Source organism: Cellvibrio sp. ARAG 10.3, assembly GCF_051846955.1.
GTDB lineage: Bacteria > Pseudomonadota > Gammaproteobacteria > Pseudomonadales > Cellvibrionaceae > Cellvibrio.
Genome location: NZ_JBPYCU010000013.1, coordinates 1 through 18,174 on the forward strand (window position 1 = coordinate 1; position 18,174 = coordinate 18,174).

Sequence of the window (18,174 nt, forward strand, 5' to 3'; positions counted from 1 at the left end):
TGACACATTGTTGCGACAGTTTGAAAAAGATAGCGGGGCCAAAACATCCTGGGCCCCGCTGTTGGGGAGGGAACTACCGCAGCCGGGAAACTACAGCAGTCGAACGTATTGTACCGATGCAACACACGGTTGCATCCGGTTTTCTGTGTTACACCTGTACCGGTTATCGACCTCAGTACAGAGCCTGTTTAACGTATCCAGGATAGCAATCATCTCCCACACATCCACGGGTTGAATCGCTTATATCTCAAGGTCGATGCGATGCTGCTCGACCAACTTCTGCAACTTGGAACGCGCTTGCGAAATCACTGGCTCAGACTCCGCATTGAATACCCACGCCGCATTCTCAGCAATGTCATTCAGCGCGACGATGATTCGCCAGTACACGAAATATTCGGTCCGGAACCGCTGCCGGATTGCATCATAGACACGCAGTTGCTGCGCTAGTGTCGGTGTTTCTCGTTCGATCAACTCCCATAGAATTTTTAATTGCTGCCCGCGTTCATCGTCACGATCCGCAAGCAAATCACATGCCGTCCATTCGGCGAGTCCTGCCACATCGCCACCCTGTGCTGTCAGTCGCCAGCGCAGATCAATTCGGTAATTCAAAGTCTCTGTACTGCTGATCGCGTAGGACGCCGTCGGCACTTTCACAGCATTGAGCCGCACCCAGGGACACGAACAGGTCTCACTGAAGTCTGCTGCCACCGCTCGCATAAGTTCTTCCGTGGCCTCCATCTGCGCCACGACCGTCCGCCGCCACCGCGACACACTCGGCGCGCACTTATCCATTAAAAGGCCTTTTAAAGAAATGACCGCCATCTTACCGTCCTGTTTTCAAATCGTTTACGCCGGAACGTCCGGCAACAGTCTGCGCCATGCTCACGCGTGTTGTTCCAATGGCTGTTCCAGTTTCACTTTTGGAGCCATCCGCGCACGTTTCTCACCACGCAACACATCATCGGGCATCACTAACATCTGCTGCAAATGTTTCGCATAGATCTCTTCCGCACGTTGAGCCACTTTGTTGTTTGCGGCAATATCATTCCTGGTTACACCAGTGGCCCGCCAGAATTGACTGCGCTGAAACATGGCTCGTATCCGTGTACCGCTTCGCACCACGACACGCTCCCAATCCTCATCAAACATTAATCCAACGTGCTTCGCGGTCAGACATTTCAGTACCAGCTTGTCGTACTTCGCTAAGAGGCGCGCACCTTGATATGACCAAGGCGAAAAGAATTGCAGATCCAGAACAACAGGCTTCGCAGAATGCATAACAGACACATTAATGCCATCCACATCGTTCGCTAACAAGTCGTCCATTGTCTTCGCGTATTGCGCGAGCACTTTCTCCGCATCCTCAAACTCATGTTCAATGTCAATCAACGCCAAATCGGCATAGGGATCGTCCGCCTCGCTGGCGGCCCAAATGGAACCAACGTTGGATGCAAATCGCACCAAGCCGACAACGGGAAACACCTTCTTCACTTTGTCTGCCCGACGGCCATAAAACAATTTGTGCGCTTGTCGGGTGTGCAGAGTGATCTTGCCTTCTGTTGTGAGCCGGCCTGGTCGTTCACGAACCGCGCGCGGCGAGACAATCGTGTCCGCTCCATCGGGGTGGGAGTTGTCGAGTCGATTGACTGGCGCATCCTCATCCATGTCATCCAGTAAATCTGATCCATACTCGTTTATGTCTTCGCTCATATCGGGTTCCTCTGTGTCAATAAATAATGTCTAAAATGCGCTGTCGCAGATCTCTTGTTGGAGTCGTGGACTCGCGAGTACAGTCAAAAAATGCGATTCAATATCGAAGAGATCTGCATCATTTCTATCAAGCATATCCGCCACCAGCATCAACGCTACTGCACCACCGCGACAATATCCACGCGCAAACTGCGCGTTGGCGTTGCAGGTTTGTTGTGACAGGTCCAACGCAATATCCCGCATCTGCCGCGGCAAACTCACGACTGGCTGCGCCACGTTATTTTTTATCTCGGCACTCATACATTGCACTCCAGCAAATCGCGTTGATCGTATCCGGCGGCGCGATGCAGACGCACATCTCTGCCGGCTGCATAACCAGCGCGTGCCGCGCCATAATCGCGTTCCAGGTAGTCGTGCGTCCGAGGATTAGCCGCCTCCAAATTGTCGTAGCGTGTTTTCTTGTATCGACTGATCAATTGCTTTTGCTCGTCGGTTTGCGCGAAGGCGACCACCGTGTCGCGAACGCAACGAACCCATTGCTCCGCAAATAAATCAGCGCGGCGTGTTTTGTTTGCTCGCTTGAATCGTTTGAGCGTTTTCAAATAATCGGATCGATCTCGCACCAGCTGACGACGAAGCACATCGTGGGCATACGCGGCCAACTCCGCCTGGCTTCCAAGTCCGATGTATTCCACCTCATCCGTCTTTCCACGTTTCACGTGAAAAACCGCATCGACACCGAACGCGAACTGAATCAGTTGCACAAGGTTAGAAAAATACATCGGCGGCTCCTGACCCCATCCGGCTTTCGCATAAACCGAATCAACGTCGGATAACTCAACTGCGTTGATATCCAACTGATGCTCGCGCATCAATGCTTGTGCTTGGCGCAATGCCGTTGCTGCCTCATTGCCGTCACTCGACGCAGCCAAGCGCAGGCATTTCTTAATCTTTTCAAGAATTCGTTCATTCGCATTTTTCATGGTTTCCTCCACCGTATTGCTAATGCCAGATATGTCAATTATTTAACAGTGATGTAACTTACATCGCGTGAATCTTTGCAGCTCGCTCATGATTTCTGTAGCTGCACCAGCAATCTTTGATATTTGCCAATAGGCAAGATATTTCTTCTCTGCTGAGTCCATCCAGCAACTCAATAACCTTTACAAAGCGATCAGCCAGATCCAAATTGGAGTTATCCCCCTGCATGGGAAACAGCTCTAGCGTCGGATCTCGTTTAATGCTGTTTACGGTGCACTTCAACGGCCATGCAGCCTCGTTGATTCGTTTCACCGCCTCGTACAGTTCCCGCCCATCTCTGTCCTGATACCCAAAGGTGTTAGTGAATGTTGAGAAGGTCAGACCTTCGCCGGTGCGCACAGACCACTCTTCAAACTCGTGCGCAACAAACAGCGCTTTGCGATGGAAATCCGTTGCCGTCTTCCTCGCCGCTTCAGCTTTTCGGTGCGTATCGATCAAAGCGACTTCTTCTGCCGATAAATCATCGATTTGCATTCTGTTGTCTCCAAATCATTGAGTGCTGTAACTTACAGCACCTGAACCACTTTCCTGAGTGCGGTTACTAACCGCACCTGATCCACTTCCTGAGTGTTGTAACTTACAACACCTGATCCACTTTCCGGAGTGTGGTAACTTCCCACACCTGTTTCACTTTCTGGAGTGTGGTAACTTCCCACACCTGATCCACTTTCCTGAGTGCTGATACTGACAGCACCTCATGCGCTTTTCGGAGTGTTGTAACTTACAACACCTGGTTCACTCCCCGAGTGCTGCCATTGACACCACCTAATCCACTTCCTGAGTGTTGTAGGCTACAACACCTGATGCACTGTCCTAGTTGATTGAACTCCCCTCAACTCGTTAACCTTCTGAAGTGTTGTAGGCTACAACAGCCCACCTTACCGCTACCGAATTGCATCGGTCGCTTCAGTTTTCAGCAAATACCACGGCATACGATCTTCAATGACCTCCCTGGCTTGTACGCCCCATTCGTCGAGCGAAAAGGTTCCGGTTTCGTAGCGCGTAATCAGCGAATGCGTGAAACCGACAAGGTTCTGGATCGGGTCGGTCTTGCCGTGTTGACTGGCAACCAGACGGCCAAACAATTGGTAGGCGACATCGCACTGCCCAGCGAGGGATAACCGCAGGATTTTTCGAGCGATAACGGGAATGTGAACGAGATGAAAACCCCAGACGTAGATCTGTGCACGAGATTCGGGAGTAACGAGGAAGCCAAGCTGATGACGTTGCAGTACGTCCGCCGGACTGAGGTTTGCAAGGTCGCCAGGCGATCGCGGTGGTGGCGCAACCTGGGCCGCTGAATTGCTGTCCGCCTCACGCGCGCGCGTAGATATATATTTATTATTAATATAACTACTACTACCACTACTACTGTCCAGAGCAAAAATTTTTTCCGGACTGTTTTGACCCAGAGCAAAAATTTTTCTCTGGGTCGGGCTATCCGGAGCAAAATTCTTACTGTGGCCGCCCGAAATTGGGGTTTCCTCAGCATTTTCGCCCCGGAATGACCGAAAAGCCGGAGAAAAATTTTTGCTCTGGCTCGGCCCGATATCCTCAAGCAGGCCATCCTCGCCCAAAACAAACGACAACGAATTTCGAGGCTCCGTAGATGGCAACTTACTGGCCACCGAGAACCGTTGCTCCATCATTTCGCGTTGCGTTGGACTGACAGGCGTGGACTTCAGCCGGTCGATGTCCGACAACATGCTTGCGGCCAACTGACGATTGCTCTTGGATTTGCTCGATCCCCGCGCCTGGTCTTCAAGAAAGCGAATGTACCCCTCATCCAGGGCCAGCGTATCGGCCAGGCTGAGCGGCTCTTCATGCAACAAATAGATGTCACCGACAAATCGTTTCTGGTCGTCTCGGACCGTTCGGAGGAATGTCATCCAGCGACCGATTCGCAAGGTTGCCCGCGCGCGGCTCACCGTCGGTGCAGCACAACCCATGGCAATCGCCAGCTCATCGCGAGACGGAACGTATCCTGGAGCCTGTGGGTTGACGATATTCGCGCGGATGATCATCCACAGCGTTTTATCGGCCGGGTTCAATACAGGATCAAACAGCAAATTGTGGGGAATCGAGTGCGAAAAATTGCCCGTGAAGATAACGCCCATCCCCGGATCTGTGGCATCAGACGCAGGCGCCTCCTTCTGGTGACGGCGTTGTGTGAGGAGATTGCGCTCGGCGACATCAATTTGCCGGGTGAGCTGCATCGTGTTTATCGATGTGTCGGAGATCTGTTTCGTCACCATCAGATACCTTCCATCACAGCGTTCCAGATACGGTCCGCGGACAGTGCCGTTTCTTCAGCAACGCGGCACAAACGCTCAAGGTCGTTGAGTTGAGGTTCATCCTTCTTCAGTGACAACCACAGGTTTAACACCCGTAATTCATCGCGCTCATTCAGTGATTCGATCCTGCCTGGCTCACCGGCAGGCATCTTCAGCATCGCGCGACGTTGCTCAAACTCACGTCGCGATATACCGGCCAGAGCGCGCAACATGGGTTGGCGTAGGCCCAGGCGAATCGCACGATCGACCAGGGCTTCCTGCTGAGTTTCGCGCTGTAAATGACTTAGCAATTGCGTGAGCGTTTGTGAATTGAAATGGATGTCGACAACACTCGCCTGAAAATCCCGTAGCCGATCCAGTTCGTGGATACCGATACTTTTCAATAACGGTATACAATCCTCATCAATACCGAGTCGTTGGAGCAGATTGAAATCTGACCGTTGTGCAGCTGATGCAGCGACGCAAATCGCTTCCCGGTTCAGCGCGTACAGCACTTTAATGGATGTTCTATTTTCATGTTGGCCCACAGTCTTACCTCCCGGAATTACTACGCTTTAATTCTTCATTTACTGAAATAACTGGCTGACATCGTCGTTCGTTAAATAACGTAGGCCTGCGATGGCGAATTCGATCTGTGAAATTAGCGACAAAAGAATGGCTTCAGAATGATTGCGATTGCCAATCGCATGGGGTGACGATCGCATCCATTGCAGCAGGAACAAATCCTTCATCATCATTTCCACCGTGTGTCCGCCAATCGTCGGATCATGCTCGTGGTAAACATGCCTGAGGTAATCGTCAGTTGAAAACGGCAGATAGGATTGGGCCTTCTCCCGCGCCACAGGATCGACACAATTCCCGCTGGTAATAACACACAGGTTCACGAGGTAAACGTAGTAACGACGATGCGCACCCTTGAGCATCTGTGCGTTGTGCACTGGCATAACAAGAAAGCCCAGTCCGTCATCAATCTTTTCAATGAACGGGTCCAACCCCAACTTTGTCATGAGTTCCAATGCGGCGCGATACGCCTGGTCGCGATAACTTTCAAGGGTAGGGCTGGATTTTCCAGACTTGGTTTTGAGTGCCTCCGGGTTCTTTTCTTGTGATGATATGTGAGACGGATTTTTGTCCACCCCAAGATGAGTCGACGTGTCGATGTCAGTCGTTCTCCCTGAGGTTAACGTCGTACCATGAGAGGGCGCAGTGATTGTTGAGCCGCCTTCATCCTCAAAAGTGTTACTGTTGAGATGTTGAGTTGCACCAGGATTGGCTTCACTAAGCCTATCTCGTCCGTAAAGGGGGTTGGCTGGCTTAATACCCGAGGGCTTTCCACCCGCCAGGATCGCATCCACTTCGGCACGCACGGTGTTGAAGCTGACATCCAGTGCATCGCCGATACGCAGATCTACAAGGTCTCTAAAAGAATCGAAATCAAATTGGGTGTCATCGCACTCGGCCAGTGTGCGAGACCAAATATCTTGCCAAGGTTCCTTCGGCTGTTCGGTACTGATCGACTCAATCGATTCCCAATAATCTTTATAGGATTTTTCGATTGATCGAAGCCTTTTCACAACTGAGTTACCAGCTCCTGCCCAAAGTGCGTCTGGAACCAGCGGTAAAAGTGTTTCAGCAGCAAAAAATAAAACTGATAAATTTCCAGGGTCCATTTTCCATCCACGCTCAGTCATTAACTGAGCGGTTTGTCGCAGAGAGATAGGTTCACCCGCTTTCTCATCCAGCATGGCTTTCCACGTTTTCGCTGCCAGTGCACGTTCAATCAACAACATGCCGCCACGCATGTCGTTTTCCACCAGGTGCCCTGCAATCGCATCCTCTTCATCCACCCACGGATGGAACATACAATCGATGCGATAGAATTTTTCGTCACCCGTCTCCTGATATAATTCATTCAGAATTTCCAGACGAGTATTACCACCATCCTTGATCATGTATGGTTCATCCGGACTACGCCGGGTGATGTTCGGTGCATGATCAAGTCCGCGGTGACGAATGGATTCTTTAATCTCTTCGTACTTCGGGTTTCGGGTCTGGCGAGGGTTCTTGTCATAAGCAATCAACTCCTTGATTGTGACCGTCACACGAGTGGCTACGGCAGGATCGCCCGTTACGACTTCGGCTTGTCGTGCCTGACGATTCAGGCGCTCGCTTAGATCAATGGTTTTTGCTTTGCGTTTAGACGTCATGGATTTTTCCTTTAGATTTTCGTCACTCATGCAGCAACGCCCTCGATTTGGTTTTTCAATCGCTGAACGCTACGGCTATTGATGTTTAGTCCGATCGCCTGAGTTCGTCTCTGTAGTTCAGCCGCCTCCTCACAAATCCACCGTTCATAAAGCTGGCGTATCGTTGCCTCCAACTGAGCCGGGGTTAGTGGAACTGATTGAGAGCGGCTTGTGATAGAGAGCTGCACGGCCTGATCACGAAATTGATTGCCACCAAAGGACAGGCCTGGACGCAGGCCAGCGAATTCATCTGCATACAAGGTGTGGAAACCTATGGGCACGACAATCGCGAGTGAGTCGCCATGACGAAACTCCATGAAGTCGCAGGTATAGAGATTTTCATCAAATCGCGTCGCCCACTGTTGGAAGCGCTGGTCGCGATAAGCGCCTTTCGGAAACTTTTTAAACTTCAACATTGGCGACCTCCTGGATAGTTCCGCGATTTTTTAGCGCCTGACTCGCTTCTCCGTAGAATCCGGACGTTGAGTCATTTGCATCCAATATCCCCGCCTGTAGCTGAACGCGCGCGCAGCGATATGCGGAATAGAAACACGCTCTTGCAAACGTGCCTCGTTCCTTGGGTCGATAAAAGTTCATTGCGTGACGGTGACGCCTTGCCAGCGTCTTGATAGGTAACTGTTGATGCGCCATCGGCTTACACCTCCCACGCGGGTTCGGTACCGGTCAGTTTCGGCTGAAGCTCGTAAGCGAGATTGACCATCGTCTCTTTCGCGCTGGGGGAATAGGTGGGTCGAGCAGGCTCGAAATGATGTGCTGCTTCTGAGGCACCGGCGGCTTTGTTATAAACAGCCAAATCCGGGATGACAGTGTTGAGCACGCGCACCAGTCCATCGCCGGCCTCGTCAAACTCTTTGCGCAGATGGTCTACGACGTTCTTGGCGTCCCGGGTGCGGCCCATTTTATTGATCACCACATTACAGGGAGCCAAGGGCTTACCGGCAATCGTCGTTTTCATTCCAGGTGCCGGCAGGAGCTTGCGCAAAAGACCTACCGTCCCCGTAATGAATTCGGTACTATCGAGATAGTTAGGAACGACAGGGCTTATCAGTTCATCCGCCGCTAAGATCGCGGCCTCTTGAACTAACCCGCTCGCACCTTGGGTGTCGATAAACATGTAGTCGTAGGCTTCAGCGAGCTTTTGGAGGGCAAGGCTGAGATAGATCATGTGACTGGAACTTTGGCGCAAGAAGGACAGGACTGGCCCGCCTTTATCGCCAAGCGAGTCATCGTTTAAGATAATGTCCAGCCTTGGGAAACCCGTCTGTGAGATGCAGCCAGCGGGGTCTGCCCTGGTGATCAGCTGAGTAAGACCGGCGTTCGCCGGGAAGGGGATATTGAAGTATTTGCTCAGAGCTTGAGCGAAGTCTGTGTCAATGAGGAGGACACTTTTCCCCATGTCCGCCAGAATTGATCCGAGATTGACAGTAGTGCTGGTTTTGCCCGTACCACCTTTGGTACCGATTACTGCATAGATTTTAGCCATGTTGATCATCCTCCAACCGTTAACATCACAGTCAGCGATGAAATACCGCTAAAATCCGGCCCCAACACTCATAATGCTGGGGTCGGCGGTTCAAGTCCGCCCCTAGCTACCATATGCGACAAGGGTCAGTAGGTTAGTGCCTACTGACCTTTTTTATTGAGCGCCCATATTCCATTTATATTGCTTACCACCCGCTTAACCACAACAGTAACAGGAAGGATTCAGGTGAAAATCGTCTCGAAGCTTCTATTTGCGAATCTGCTTATTCTAAGTGCGGCCACCAAGGCAGATGGACAAATCCCAACTGGAGAAATCGGAAATTTATATTTCCATGCAGGCCATAGTGGCCTACTAATCAAGCATGACCATCTTGCGGACCCGGATAATTGCGGAAGAGTAGACTGGTTCATATTGCCAAATACCCACCCGCATGCCGAAAAAATCTACTCACTATTACTCTCCGCACAGATCGCCAACAAAAAGGTAAGCTTATTTGTATCCGGATGCCATGAAGGAATCCCGGCCATAAAACATATAACGCTTGCAAAGTCATAACGTTACCCACTTTTTAGCGATGAACAAAACGGTTAGAGAGGCGAAGCCCTCTAACCCTTGCCATGTTTCAGGAACAAGGTGTGCGCCACACATAGTGACCCTCAAATCCGAATGCCCGAGGATGCGTTGTAGCGCGAGGATGTTCCCGCCATTGATGACGAAGTAACTTTCGAAGATGTACCGTAGAATGCGCAGCAGTTGGCCGTCTGGCAGTTCAAGCCCGGAACGCCCGGCAGCTTTACGAGAAGCACCATTGCAGGGAGAGAACAAGATTGCCACTGGGAACACCAGCAAGCGTAGGTAAGCCGATATTCCGACTTTACGACCCCCCGACCCTGGACACGCCCGTTCTTCGTCGTAACATGCAACCGTTGCGATTGCGAGACAAAGCCCAGCTTCACCCCTAGCCCCTAAACAGCCAATGGATTATAGACAAATCCGTATAGAACGGCGGAATGCCGTCTATTTTAGAACCGGTGTAAATGAGTTGAGCACCCGCTAGAGGGTCCCCGTGGGTTTGAGCTTAGAGCTTGGTTTTTATACCCTACAGAGCCACAATGAACCATGCGTGAACACAGAGAAAGACAATGCTTAAAAGCACCTGCCAGCAGCAGTAAGGTTTATATCATCAAGACACGTAATAAAAAAAAGCAATCAAGCGACTGAAGCTGCGAGCAGAGAGCCTCGAGCCAAAGAACAGAATTTAACTACACCAAAAAAGAATTAGGAACACAAAGCAAGGCATGAAGATATCAAGCAAGGTAGCCCGCAGATGGAGGAAGGATCAATGTTAAGCACATCAGGAAAGAAAATGAAAATCAGGAAAGCACTTTTTGTATTAGGCCTAACCGGCTCACTTCATAGTCACGCCGCCGATATCAGTTGCACAGGCAATGTAACCTGGGTCATGGGAGATCATGCCAACTGCATAGATGACAATGGGAAGAAGCAACTCGCTTTTAAAATTTCCGGTTCCGATAGCTGGCTGTGCAATAACAGCGATACAGCATCATCGTTAGTACTCAGTGCGAAGATCGCAGAGAAACGTATTGTCGTTTATATAAATAGCGACAACGGCGCGAGCTGTGAGAACCGCCCGTCTTACACAAAACCCCGCTACACCATACTAATTTAAATCTCTATACCAATTTTTATTCAAGGAATCACAACTGATGAGAAAATTAATTCCAATATTGATGCTGCCACTATGCCTCACCACCCAAGCAGCTAATGAAACAACACACCAAGTCATCATCACAAAAATGAGTACTTATCGCGACTATGCCGTTCTCTACATCAACCCACCGTTTACTCACTCGCAAGCAGGTTGCCTCCCATCAAAAAGTCGAGCAATCATAGAATTTCAAGACGGAACGGTGGATAGGAGTAAAATGTATTCTTTAGCAATGGCGGCAGCGATAGCACAAAAGACCGTCACACTGGGCATAGCAGATTGTTTCGCAGATCATCCAAAGGTGTATCGAGTCGACGTTAATTTCTAAACCTGACACCCAGAGATTACTCTGAAAACAGCAGAAATTCTACGAGCATTAATTTTAGCGTTATTACTCATCAAAACATTAGAAAACTGAACCAGGAATGAGAACTGATGAAATTTAGATATGCAAATTATGTGGCGGCAATTATCAGCATATTTTTTTCTGGGAAGCTTTTAGCAGAAGGGTTCGTGGAGGGGATACCTGTAATGGTAATGAAGTCGGACTATGGACAACTTCACTTGCATTACATCAAGCTGGACAGGCCGGTCACCACATCTTGCTCTAGTGGAGAAGGCGTTGTCCTACTCGATTCAAATGAATCAGCCAAAGCAGGTGTAAATTTCGCATTAACAGCGTTGGCGGCTGGGAAAAGATTTAGATGCTACGTACAGGATAATCAATGCAGCAAAGTTACAGGAAGCGATACTACGTTTCCTATTTGCGGCTACTATCCTGGGATACTAAATTAAAACTCAGACTATCAAATTATACACCGGCCGTAAAAACGCATGGATGCCGTAGAAAGCTAAAAAATGAAGATACGGCAAGAACACCACGGCTAGAAAAAGCGGAAGTATTTCAATGGAAATCTGGTTCGTTGTCGGCATAGCATTAATTATAATATCCACCTTATTAAATCCAAAGAAAAGGAAAACTCAAAAAAATACGGAACGTGGAAAAAAATTACCCCAAAAGTAGAAGAGCCATGGAAGCCGGCTCACGCCTTGAAATGGTCTAATTAGACCAGGCACCAAGTAAAGCGGATAATACCGTAAAACACTAGGGTGTCCTATGACCAAGAAAACGCGAAAGAAATACACCTGAATACAAATCTGAAGCCATCGCCCTGGTTTGCGATCAGGAATTTAGTATAGGTGAGGCATCGACCGGTTGAATCCACAAGCAGCTACTTCGCGAAGAATATGCGGTGAGATTTGCGTTTATCCGAGAATATGCTTTACGCTGCCCGGTAAAACACATGTGTCGCATTCTAATCGTCAGTCGCAGTCGTTATTACGAGTGGCTGGGACAGCAACAGGATAAGCCTGATCCGGAGCGGTAGAGGCTTGAAACCTGCATGCGCGCCCTGTTTGGTGAATCCAACAGCAGCATGGGCAGCAGACGCATGGCGCGGCGATTACAGGCGCAAGGTTTTGCGGCAGGAAGGTATCGGGTACGACGACTGATGAAAAAGCTGGGGTTGGTAGTTAAACAGAAGCGTAAGTTTCGCATTACCACCAACAGTAACCATAAATTGCCGGTAGCAGAGAATATACTTGATCGGCAGTTTAATCCGGTTACACCGAATCAAGCTTGGGCGACTGGCATTACTTATATTTGGACAGCGGAAGGATGGCTGTACCTGGCGGTGGTGATTGACTTGTATTCGAGGCGGGTTGTTGGCTGGTCGCTGATGATTCGCGCATTGATGATGGCGGTGAATATGCGCACACCATCAGCGGGACTCATCCATCACTCGGATCGTGGTTCGCAATATGCGAGCCTGAAGTATCAGGCTTCATTGAAGCAACACGGCATGGTGTGCTCCATGAGCCGCAAGGGAAATTATTGAGACAATGCTGTTGTGGAGCGCTTTTTTAGCAACCTAAAACGGGGGTGGATCAGGGATAATTTATATCGCCGGCGGGAAGATGCGATTCGGGATGTGCGAGCTTATATTGTGACTTGGTAAAACTCGCGAAGACCACACTCAACCCTGAGCTACAAAAGCCCAATTGAATTTGAAAAGTGTGCTTAATTTTTTGTCCGGTTTTTGTTGACCACTACACCTGCTACGCCCCGCCAACAGACCATGGCTTACCTAAAGAAGATAAAGCCGAGGAAGGAGACACCAGCAAGGACTTAAAAATTGCCCTCAGCGACAAATGCGAGAAGCAAAGGCTTTACAACAAGACCGAAGAAGAAGTCTTTAAGCTATTGGTAGTGGTGGATTTCCTGTGCTTCTCGTAGCCGAGGTGAGCATCAAGCTCGCCATTGATAGCGACCTCAACGGCGACTTTGGTCAGCATCTAGGTAAAGTTACTCAGATCTTTTTCGGCTTTTAGATACTTTGCCGCCTCGCGGGCGAATGTTTCGAGGCCATTCGGGTCCATACTGTTTATCCTTCCTTTAGGAGAGTTAATAATAAACAGTTACACAGATTTAATTACAGTCTCAAAAATTTTAAACATCACAGTAGTATTCTTTTTAAAACACTTGTTTCTAATGGACATCTCTACTCCAACAGACGGGCTATTCAATCACCCACCAATCAAATAAATTAAATCAAACTGGCAGAAAAAATCGCTATAGCGGGCTCGTTTATCAACTTTTCTTTTATTATCATAACGTTGACCTCTGAGCCTAATGTTCTATGATCATCACACGGCTATAGATAATGAAAAAAACCTTTTCGCTGCTTACGACTGACTTTCTTGTAAATTAAAGCGCCAACTACATCCCTAACGGAACATGGCTGCACCTTTTTCTATGAAAATTAATCCTCAACTTCAACAATCGGTGTTTGGTTGCTGTCGCATTTTTCATAACACATTTTTTGTTGCGACGCTGATCTGCGGGGTGATGGCGCAATCGTCGCAGGCATCTGACGCGCTCGCTGATTTGTCCCTTGAGGAGCTGGCAAGCTTGCGCGTTACGTCTGTTTCAAAAAAACCTAAACCTTGGGCGAATGAACCGGCGTCGGTTTTTGTTATCACCGAGCAGGATATTCGCCGCACCGGTTCCACCACCTTGCCAGAGGCGTTGCGCCTGGCGCCCAACCTGCAAGTAGCACGGGTAGATGCGCGGAATTACGCGATAACGGCGCGGGGGTTCAACAATCCTTTTGCCAATAAATTGTTGGTATTGATTGATGGACGCAGTGTGTATTCTCCGCTGTTTTCCGGTGTGTATTGGGATGCACAGGATGTTGTACTGGAGGATCTGGATCGCATTGAAGTCATCAGCGGTCCCGGCGGCAGCTTATGGGGTACGAACGCCATGAATGGCGTGGTGAATATTGTGACGCGCTCTGCGGAAGATACCCAGGGCGAGCTGGTATCCCTGGGCGGCAGCGTCCATGAGCAGCAGGCGGCAGTGCGCCATGGCGGTGAGCTGACCAACGAGGGGTTTTATCGCATCTACGCCAAGCACAGCCGTCACGACGACACCGAAAACGCGGCTGGCGCATCGACCTATACCGGCTGGGAGCGAAGCCAGGCGGGTTTTCGTGCGGACTGGGCAGGCTACGATGATCATTTCACGCTGCAGGGCGATGCTTATCGTGGCCGGCTACATCAATTCGGCACCGAGGATATAAAAATCAGCGGGGCCAATATGCTCGGCCGCGCCAGCCGCGAATTTGCGCCGGGCTCCCGTTTGACCTTCCAGGGCTATGTCGATCATACGCAGCGCGATCAGCCGAATGCATTTGTACAGCACCTGAACACCATCGATCTGGAGCTGCAGCACGAGTGCCTGATCGGCGAGCGGCAGATGTTTATGTGGGGCGGCGGTTATCGTTACCTGGCAGACCGTATCGACAACGACGCATTTTTTGCTTTCTTGCCCGACGACCTGAATATGCAATGGCGCAACGTGTTTATTCAGGATGAGATCAAAGTTACCCCGGACCTGCGCCTGACGCTCGGTGCCAAATGGGAAGACAACCCCTTCACCGGTTGGGAATCCATGCCCAGTGCGCAGTTGGCATGGTCACCCGGCCACAACCAATTGTTGTGGGGTAAGGTGTCGCGCGCGGTACGTACGCCTTCCCGTATTGATCGGGATTTTTACAGCCCGGCCAATCCGCCCCTTGTGAACGGCGAGCCACAGTATGCGATTGCCGGCGGCCCCGATTTTGTCTCCGAGGTTGCCGATGTGTATGAAGTGGGTTATCGCCAGCAGCCTGTGGCACAGGTATCGTGGTCGGTTACGGCGTTTTATAGCGAGTACGACAAGTTGCCCACCCTGGAACTGAACGATACGGCAACCGGTTTTGTGTTTGAAAACCGGGCAGCAGCGGATACCTACGGCGTGGAACTCTGGGGCAGTTGGCAGCCGCTGCATAACTGGCGATTACATGCCAGCCTGGTGGCCCAGGAATTTGATGTTTATCTAAAGCCCGGCAGCACCGACATCGCTAATACCATGGCCAGCGATGATCCGAATTTTTACTCGTCCCTGCGCTCGTCTTATGATATCTCGCCGCAGGTAACCCTTGATTCAACCCTGCGTTATGTAGATGAACTCAAGGGCTCACAGGTCCCGGCTTACACTGCGCTGGATGTCCGTGTAGCATGGGAGATCAGCCGCCATCTGGAAATTTCTCTGGTGGGGCAAAACCTTATTGACCAGGCGCATCCCGAGTTCGGCGCATCGCTGGGTCGCAGTGAATATGAGCGCGCACTTTATGGCAAATTGATATGGGAGCTGTAAGGCATTGATCATGTTAGCGGTGTGCGATCAAACAAACGGCGTCTCACGCAGGCAGAGGTGGTTAACCTGCCTCGCCTATCTCGTGGCATTGATCACATGCGGATCCATCAGCGCAACCCGCGCTGAAAATGTCGCCGAGGCCGCTGAAACCCAAATCAAAGCAGCCATGTTGTTCAAGTTCCTCGATTACACCGAATGGCCGGCAACGGCGTTTGCTGAGCCCCAATCGCCCTACCGTATCTGGCTGCTGGATGCGAACGAGGTGGGCAGTGAACTACGCGCTATTACGCGTGACCGCAACATCAAGGGTCGCGCCATCAGCGTCTTCAAAACCCGTTTTGTCGAACGGATCGAGAATCCGCATATTGTCTTTGTGGGGCGCGATGCCGAGCACCACCTGCCTCACCTGGCCAGACTAGCTGAACAACAGGCGTTTCTTATCGTGACGGAAAATTCACAGGGGCTGGTACCCGGCAGCATCATCAACCTTCGTTTGCTGGAGGATCGCGTCGGCTTCGATGTGTCACTCTCTGGCGCCCGCCGCAACAACCTTAAACTCAGTGCCCGGTTGTTATCTGTTGCTTCGACGGTTGAACAGGAGACCTTGCCATGATGCGTATCGCCAAGCGTTCCATATCCAATCGCCTGATGCTGGTGATCATGGCCACAACGCTGACGGCGCTGGTGGTTTATGCGATGGTAATGCTCGCCTATGATCTGACCACTTACCGCGACAGCATCATCAAGGATCTCACCACCCAGGCCAATATTATTGCGGAAGTGAGCACGCCTGCACTGGAATTCAACGACCCGGTAACCGGTAAGGAGAACCTGGATTTATTGCGCACCCGTCCGATGATTCTGCGTGCAGTGCTCTACACCGACGACGGCGCGGTCTTTGCGGAGTATTCAAATGACGGGGAGTTCGCGATCGCAACACCTCAGCGACCGCAAACCATCAACCAACAGATCATTGATGGCAATCGCATCCACGTGTGGCAACAGATCGCAAAAAACGGGGTGCCACTGGGCGCGGTGTATATTCATGCGCGCTACGAACTGGGCGCGCGCCTGGCGGGTTATGCCATTATCCTCTGCGGCGTGCTGATAGCCAGCCTGGGCTTGGCGTTGCTGGTGGCAACCTGGTTGCGCGGTGCGGTTACCAAACCCATCTTCGCAGTCACCAATGTTGCCCGCCAGGTGATGCAGAGTCGCGACTTCTCCCTGCGCGCGCAAAAATTTACCGAAGATGAAATCGGTGTGCTGGTCGATGCTTTCAACGATATGCTCAGCGAGGTTGAACGCCGAGCCAGGGCATTGGAAGCCTCTAATCAATCCCTGGAACATGAGATGGGTGAACGGCAAGCCGCCGAAGATGCCCTGCGCCAGGCAGACCGCCGCAAGGATGAATTCCTCGCAACCCTTGCGCACGAATTACGCAATCCCCTGGCGCCCTTGATCAATGGTTTACATATCCTACGCGCCAAGGATACCAACTCTGCCATCGCCGCCAACGCGCAATCGGTCATGGAGCGCCAGCTCAAACAAATGGTGCGCCTGGTTGACGATCTGCTGGATGTCTCGCGCATCACGACAGGAAAATTAACCATCAGCAAAACCCGTATTGATGTGCAGTCCATCATGCGTGACGCCGTGGAAGCCAGCCGCGGATTTATTGAAAACTGCGGCCATCAACTCAATGTCACCATGCCCGACGAGTTGCTGTATATCGATGCCGATCCAATCCGGCTTGCGCAGGTGTTTTCCAACCTGTTGAACAACGCCGCCAAGTACACCAATCGCGGCGGTTTGATTAATTTCACCGGGCAGTTGCTGGACGATAAAGTGGTGGTGGAAGTTACCGACAATGGCATCGGTCTGGCAGCGGATATGCTCGATAATATCTTCCATATGTTCACCCAGGTCGACCAGACGCTCGAACGCACCCACGCGGGTTTAGGTGTTGGCCTGGCCTTGGCAAAACGCCTGGTCGAACTCCACGGCGGGCAACTCGTCGCCCACAGCGGCGGCCCCGGTTTGGGCAGCAGTTTTCGCGTGTACCTCACCTGCGCCGCAGCGCCGGATAAGCACGCTGACCAATCGCCGGGACCGATTGCGCAAACCCGCTCCCTGCGTCGTATTTTATTGGTGGATGACAATGTTGATTACGTGGCCACCATGGCCACACTGCTAAGCGCGCTGGGCCATGATGTACGCACAGCACACGAGGGTTCAACGGCGCAACATATTGCGCGCAATTTTATGCCGGAGTTTGCGTTCCTTGATATTGGTATGCCGGGTTTGAATGGCTACGATCTGGCGCGATTGCTACGCCAATTTCCCGAAACCCGTCAATGCGTCCTGGTTGCTGTGACCGGTTGGGGCCAGGAGAAAGACCGCGATTTATCCCGCCGCGCCGGTTTTAATCATCATCTGGTCAAGCCGGTAGAGTTAGCCCAGATATTGGCGATCCTCGAACAAGGGACAGCCCTGGTAACCGATACCGATGATGGGCACCGGCGCACACATCATTCACATTAGTTGTGCGGTGCAAAAAAACGGACAAAAATTATTTATTTCATCGCGCGTTTTTTCCTGCGCCCTCGCTGCGTTCATACGCCGCTTTCACCTCGCTGTTTTCTCATTAATACGCACATTCCTTGTGCGCACGCACTCCCGTGGCTCACGGACCTGGCGCACAAAATAAATCATGCGTCAGTTAAGTGTTAGCTTACGCACGGAAGTAAATTCACCCGAAGCGGTAGCTTACACACGGCTGTAAGACAAAAGGCTCACACTAACTTCAAACCTGTGCTGTTACATCGATGGAAACGACGGCGGACGACACGAAGAGTGGTAACTCTTTCACATTGTGCTTCCGCAATTGG

19 protein-coding genes are annotated in these 18,174 nt (G+C 51.0%); 8 read left to right on the forward strand and 11 right to left on the reverse strand.

The window, feature by feature from the left end:
* Positions 1–240 precede the first annotated feature (240 nt).
* The 10 genes from ACSV5M_RS15505 to ACSV5M_RS15550 form a co-directional block, all read right to left on the reverse strand.
* Positions 241–717 carry a hypothetical protein gene (locus ACSV5M_RS15505; protein ID WP_439177172.1) on the reverse strand — a complete coding sequence of 159 codons (477 nt, stop codon included), beginning with the start codon at positions 715–717 and terminating at the stop codon, positions 241–243.
* Between the two features lie 165 nt (positions 718–882).
* A complete protein-coding gene (locus ACSV5M_RS15510) occupies positions 883–1,710 on the reverse strand; it encodes a PFL_4669 family integrating conjugative element protein (protein ID WP_439177173.1) in 828 nt (275 codons plus the stop codon).
* Between the two features lie 30 nt (positions 1,711–1,740).
* Positions 1,741–2,010, reverse strand: coding sequence for a hypothetical protein (locus ACSV5M_RS15515; protein WP_439177174.1), 270 nt, complete (start codon positions 2,008–2,010; stop codon positions 1,741–1,743).
* Complete coding sequence (locus tag ACSV5M_RS15520; protein ID WP_439177176.1) at positions 2,007–2,693, reverse strand: DUF2786 domain-containing protein; 687 nt, start codon at positions 2,691–2,693, stop codon at positions 2,007–2,009. Before ACSV5M_RS15520 ends, ACSV5M_RS15515 begins: the two co-directional genes overlap by 4 nt.
* Before the next feature lie 58 nt (positions 2,694–2,751).
* On the reverse strand, positions 2,752–3,225 hold the full coding sequence (locus ACSV5M_RS15525) for a hypothetical protein (protein WP_439177178.1): 474 nt from the start codon (positions 3,223–3,225) through the stop codon (positions 2,752–2,754).
* 410 nt (positions 3,226–3,635) lie between these two features.
* Positions 3,636–5,006 (reverse strand): hypothetical protein, encoded by a 1,371-nt coding sequence (locus ACSV5M_RS15530; RefSeq protein WP_439177179.1) that lies wholly within the window; start codon positions 5,004–5,006, stop codon positions 3,636–3,638.
* The gene (locus ACSV5M_RS15535; protein WP_439177181.1) at positions 5,006–5,572 is read right to left on the reverse strand and encodes an STY4526/YPO1902 family pathogenicity island replication protein; all 567 of its coding nucleotides are present in this window, start codon (positions 5,570–5,572) and stop codon (positions 5,006–5,008) included. Before ACSV5M_RS15535 ends, ACSV5M_RS15530 begins: the two co-directional genes overlap by 1 nt.
* A gap of 39 nt (positions 5,573–5,611) precedes the next feature.
* Positions 5,612–7,282 carry a ParB family protein gene (locus ACSV5M_RS15540; RefSeq protein WP_439177182.1) on the reverse strand — a complete coding sequence of 557 codons (1,671 nt, stop codon included), beginning with the start codon at positions 7,280–7,282 and terminating at the stop codon, positions 5,612–5,614.
* Positions 7,279–7,707 (reverse strand): hypothetical protein, encoded by a 429-nt coding sequence (locus tag ACSV5M_RS15545; protein ID WP_439177183.1) that lies wholly within the window; start codon positions 7,705–7,707, stop codon positions 7,279–7,281. The genes ACSV5M_RS15540 and ACSV5M_RS15545 overlap by 4 nt, the downstream gene beginning before the upstream one ends.
* A gap of 239 nt (positions 7,708–7,946) precedes the next feature.
* On the reverse strand, positions 7,947–8,795 hold the full coding sequence (locus ACSV5M_RS15550; protein WP_439177184.1) for a ParA family protein: 849 nt from the start codon (positions 8,793–8,795) through the stop codon (positions 7,947–7,949).
* Positions 8,796–9,020: 225 nt separating this feature from the next.
* Between ACSV5M_RS15550 and ACSV5M_RS15555 the strand changes: the two genes are divergently transcribed.
* On the forward strand, positions 9,021–9,350 hold the full coding sequence (locus ACSV5M_RS15555) for a hypothetical protein (protein ID WP_439177185.1): 330 nt from the start codon (positions 9,021–9,023) through the stop codon (positions 9,348–9,350).
* Here the strand turns inward: ACSV5M_RS15555 and ACSV5M_RS15560 are convergent.
* Positions 9,345–9,629 (reverse strand): hypothetical protein, encoded by a 285-nt coding sequence (locus ACSV5M_RS15560; protein ID WP_439177187.1) that lies wholly within the window; start codon positions 9,627–9,629, stop codon positions 9,345–9,347. The genes ACSV5M_RS15555 and ACSV5M_RS15560 overlap by 6 nt on opposite strands.
* 508 nt (positions 9,630–10,137) lie before the next feature.
* Here ACSV5M_RS15560 and ACSV5M_RS15565 point away from each other — a divergent pair.
* The 7 genes from ACSV5M_RS15565 to ACSV5M_RS15595 all read left to right on the forward strand — a co-directional run bounded on the left by ACSV5M_RS15565 (position 10,138) and on the right by ACSV5M_RS15595 (position 17,827).
* Positions 10,138–10,485: a hypothetical protein gene (locus tag ACSV5M_RS15565; RefSeq protein WP_439177189.1), complete on the forward strand. Its 348-nt coding sequence runs from the start codon at positions 10,138–10,140 to the stop codon at positions 10,483–10,485.
* Between the two features lie 37 nt (positions 10,486–10,522).
* Positions 10,523–10,852: a hypothetical protein gene (locus tag ACSV5M_RS15570; protein ID WP_439177190.1), complete on the forward strand. Its 330-nt coding sequence runs from the start codon at positions 10,523–10,525 to the stop codon at positions 10,850–10,852.
* 107 nt (positions 10,853–10,959) lie between these two features.
* Positions 10,960–11,319, forward strand: a complete 360-nt coding sequence (locus ACSV5M_RS15575; protein WP_439177191.1) for a hypothetical protein — start codon at positions 10,960–10,962, stop codon at positions 11,317–11,319.
* A gap of 608 nt (positions 11,320–11,927) precedes the next feature.
* Positions 11,928–12,422: an IS3 family transposase gene (locus ACSV5M_RS15580; RefSeq protein WP_439177193.1), complete on the forward strand. Its 495-nt coding sequence runs from the start codon at positions 11,928–11,930 to the stop codon at positions 12,420–12,422.
* Positions 12,423–13,339: 917 nt separating this feature from the next.
* Entirely contained in the window at positions 13,340–15,286 is a 1,947-nt protein-coding gene (locus tag ACSV5M_RS15585) for a TonB-dependent receptor plug domain-containing protein (RefSeq protein WP_439177194.1), read from the forward strand.
* A gap of 82 nt (positions 15,287–15,368) precedes the next feature.
* Positions 15,369–15,899 carry a YfiR family protein gene (locus tag ACSV5M_RS15590; RefSeq protein WP_439177196.1) on the forward strand — a complete coding sequence of 177 codons (531 nt, stop codon included), beginning with the start codon at positions 15,369–15,371 and terminating at the stop codon, positions 15,897–15,899.
* Entirely contained in the window at positions 15,896–17,827 is a 1,932-nt protein-coding gene (locus ACSV5M_RS15595) for a hybrid sensor histidine kinase/response regulator (protein ID WP_439177197.1), read from the forward strand. The genes ACSV5M_RS15590 and ACSV5M_RS15595 overlap by 4 nt, the downstream gene beginning before the upstream one ends.
* Positions 17,828–18,174 lie beyond the last annotated feature (347 nt).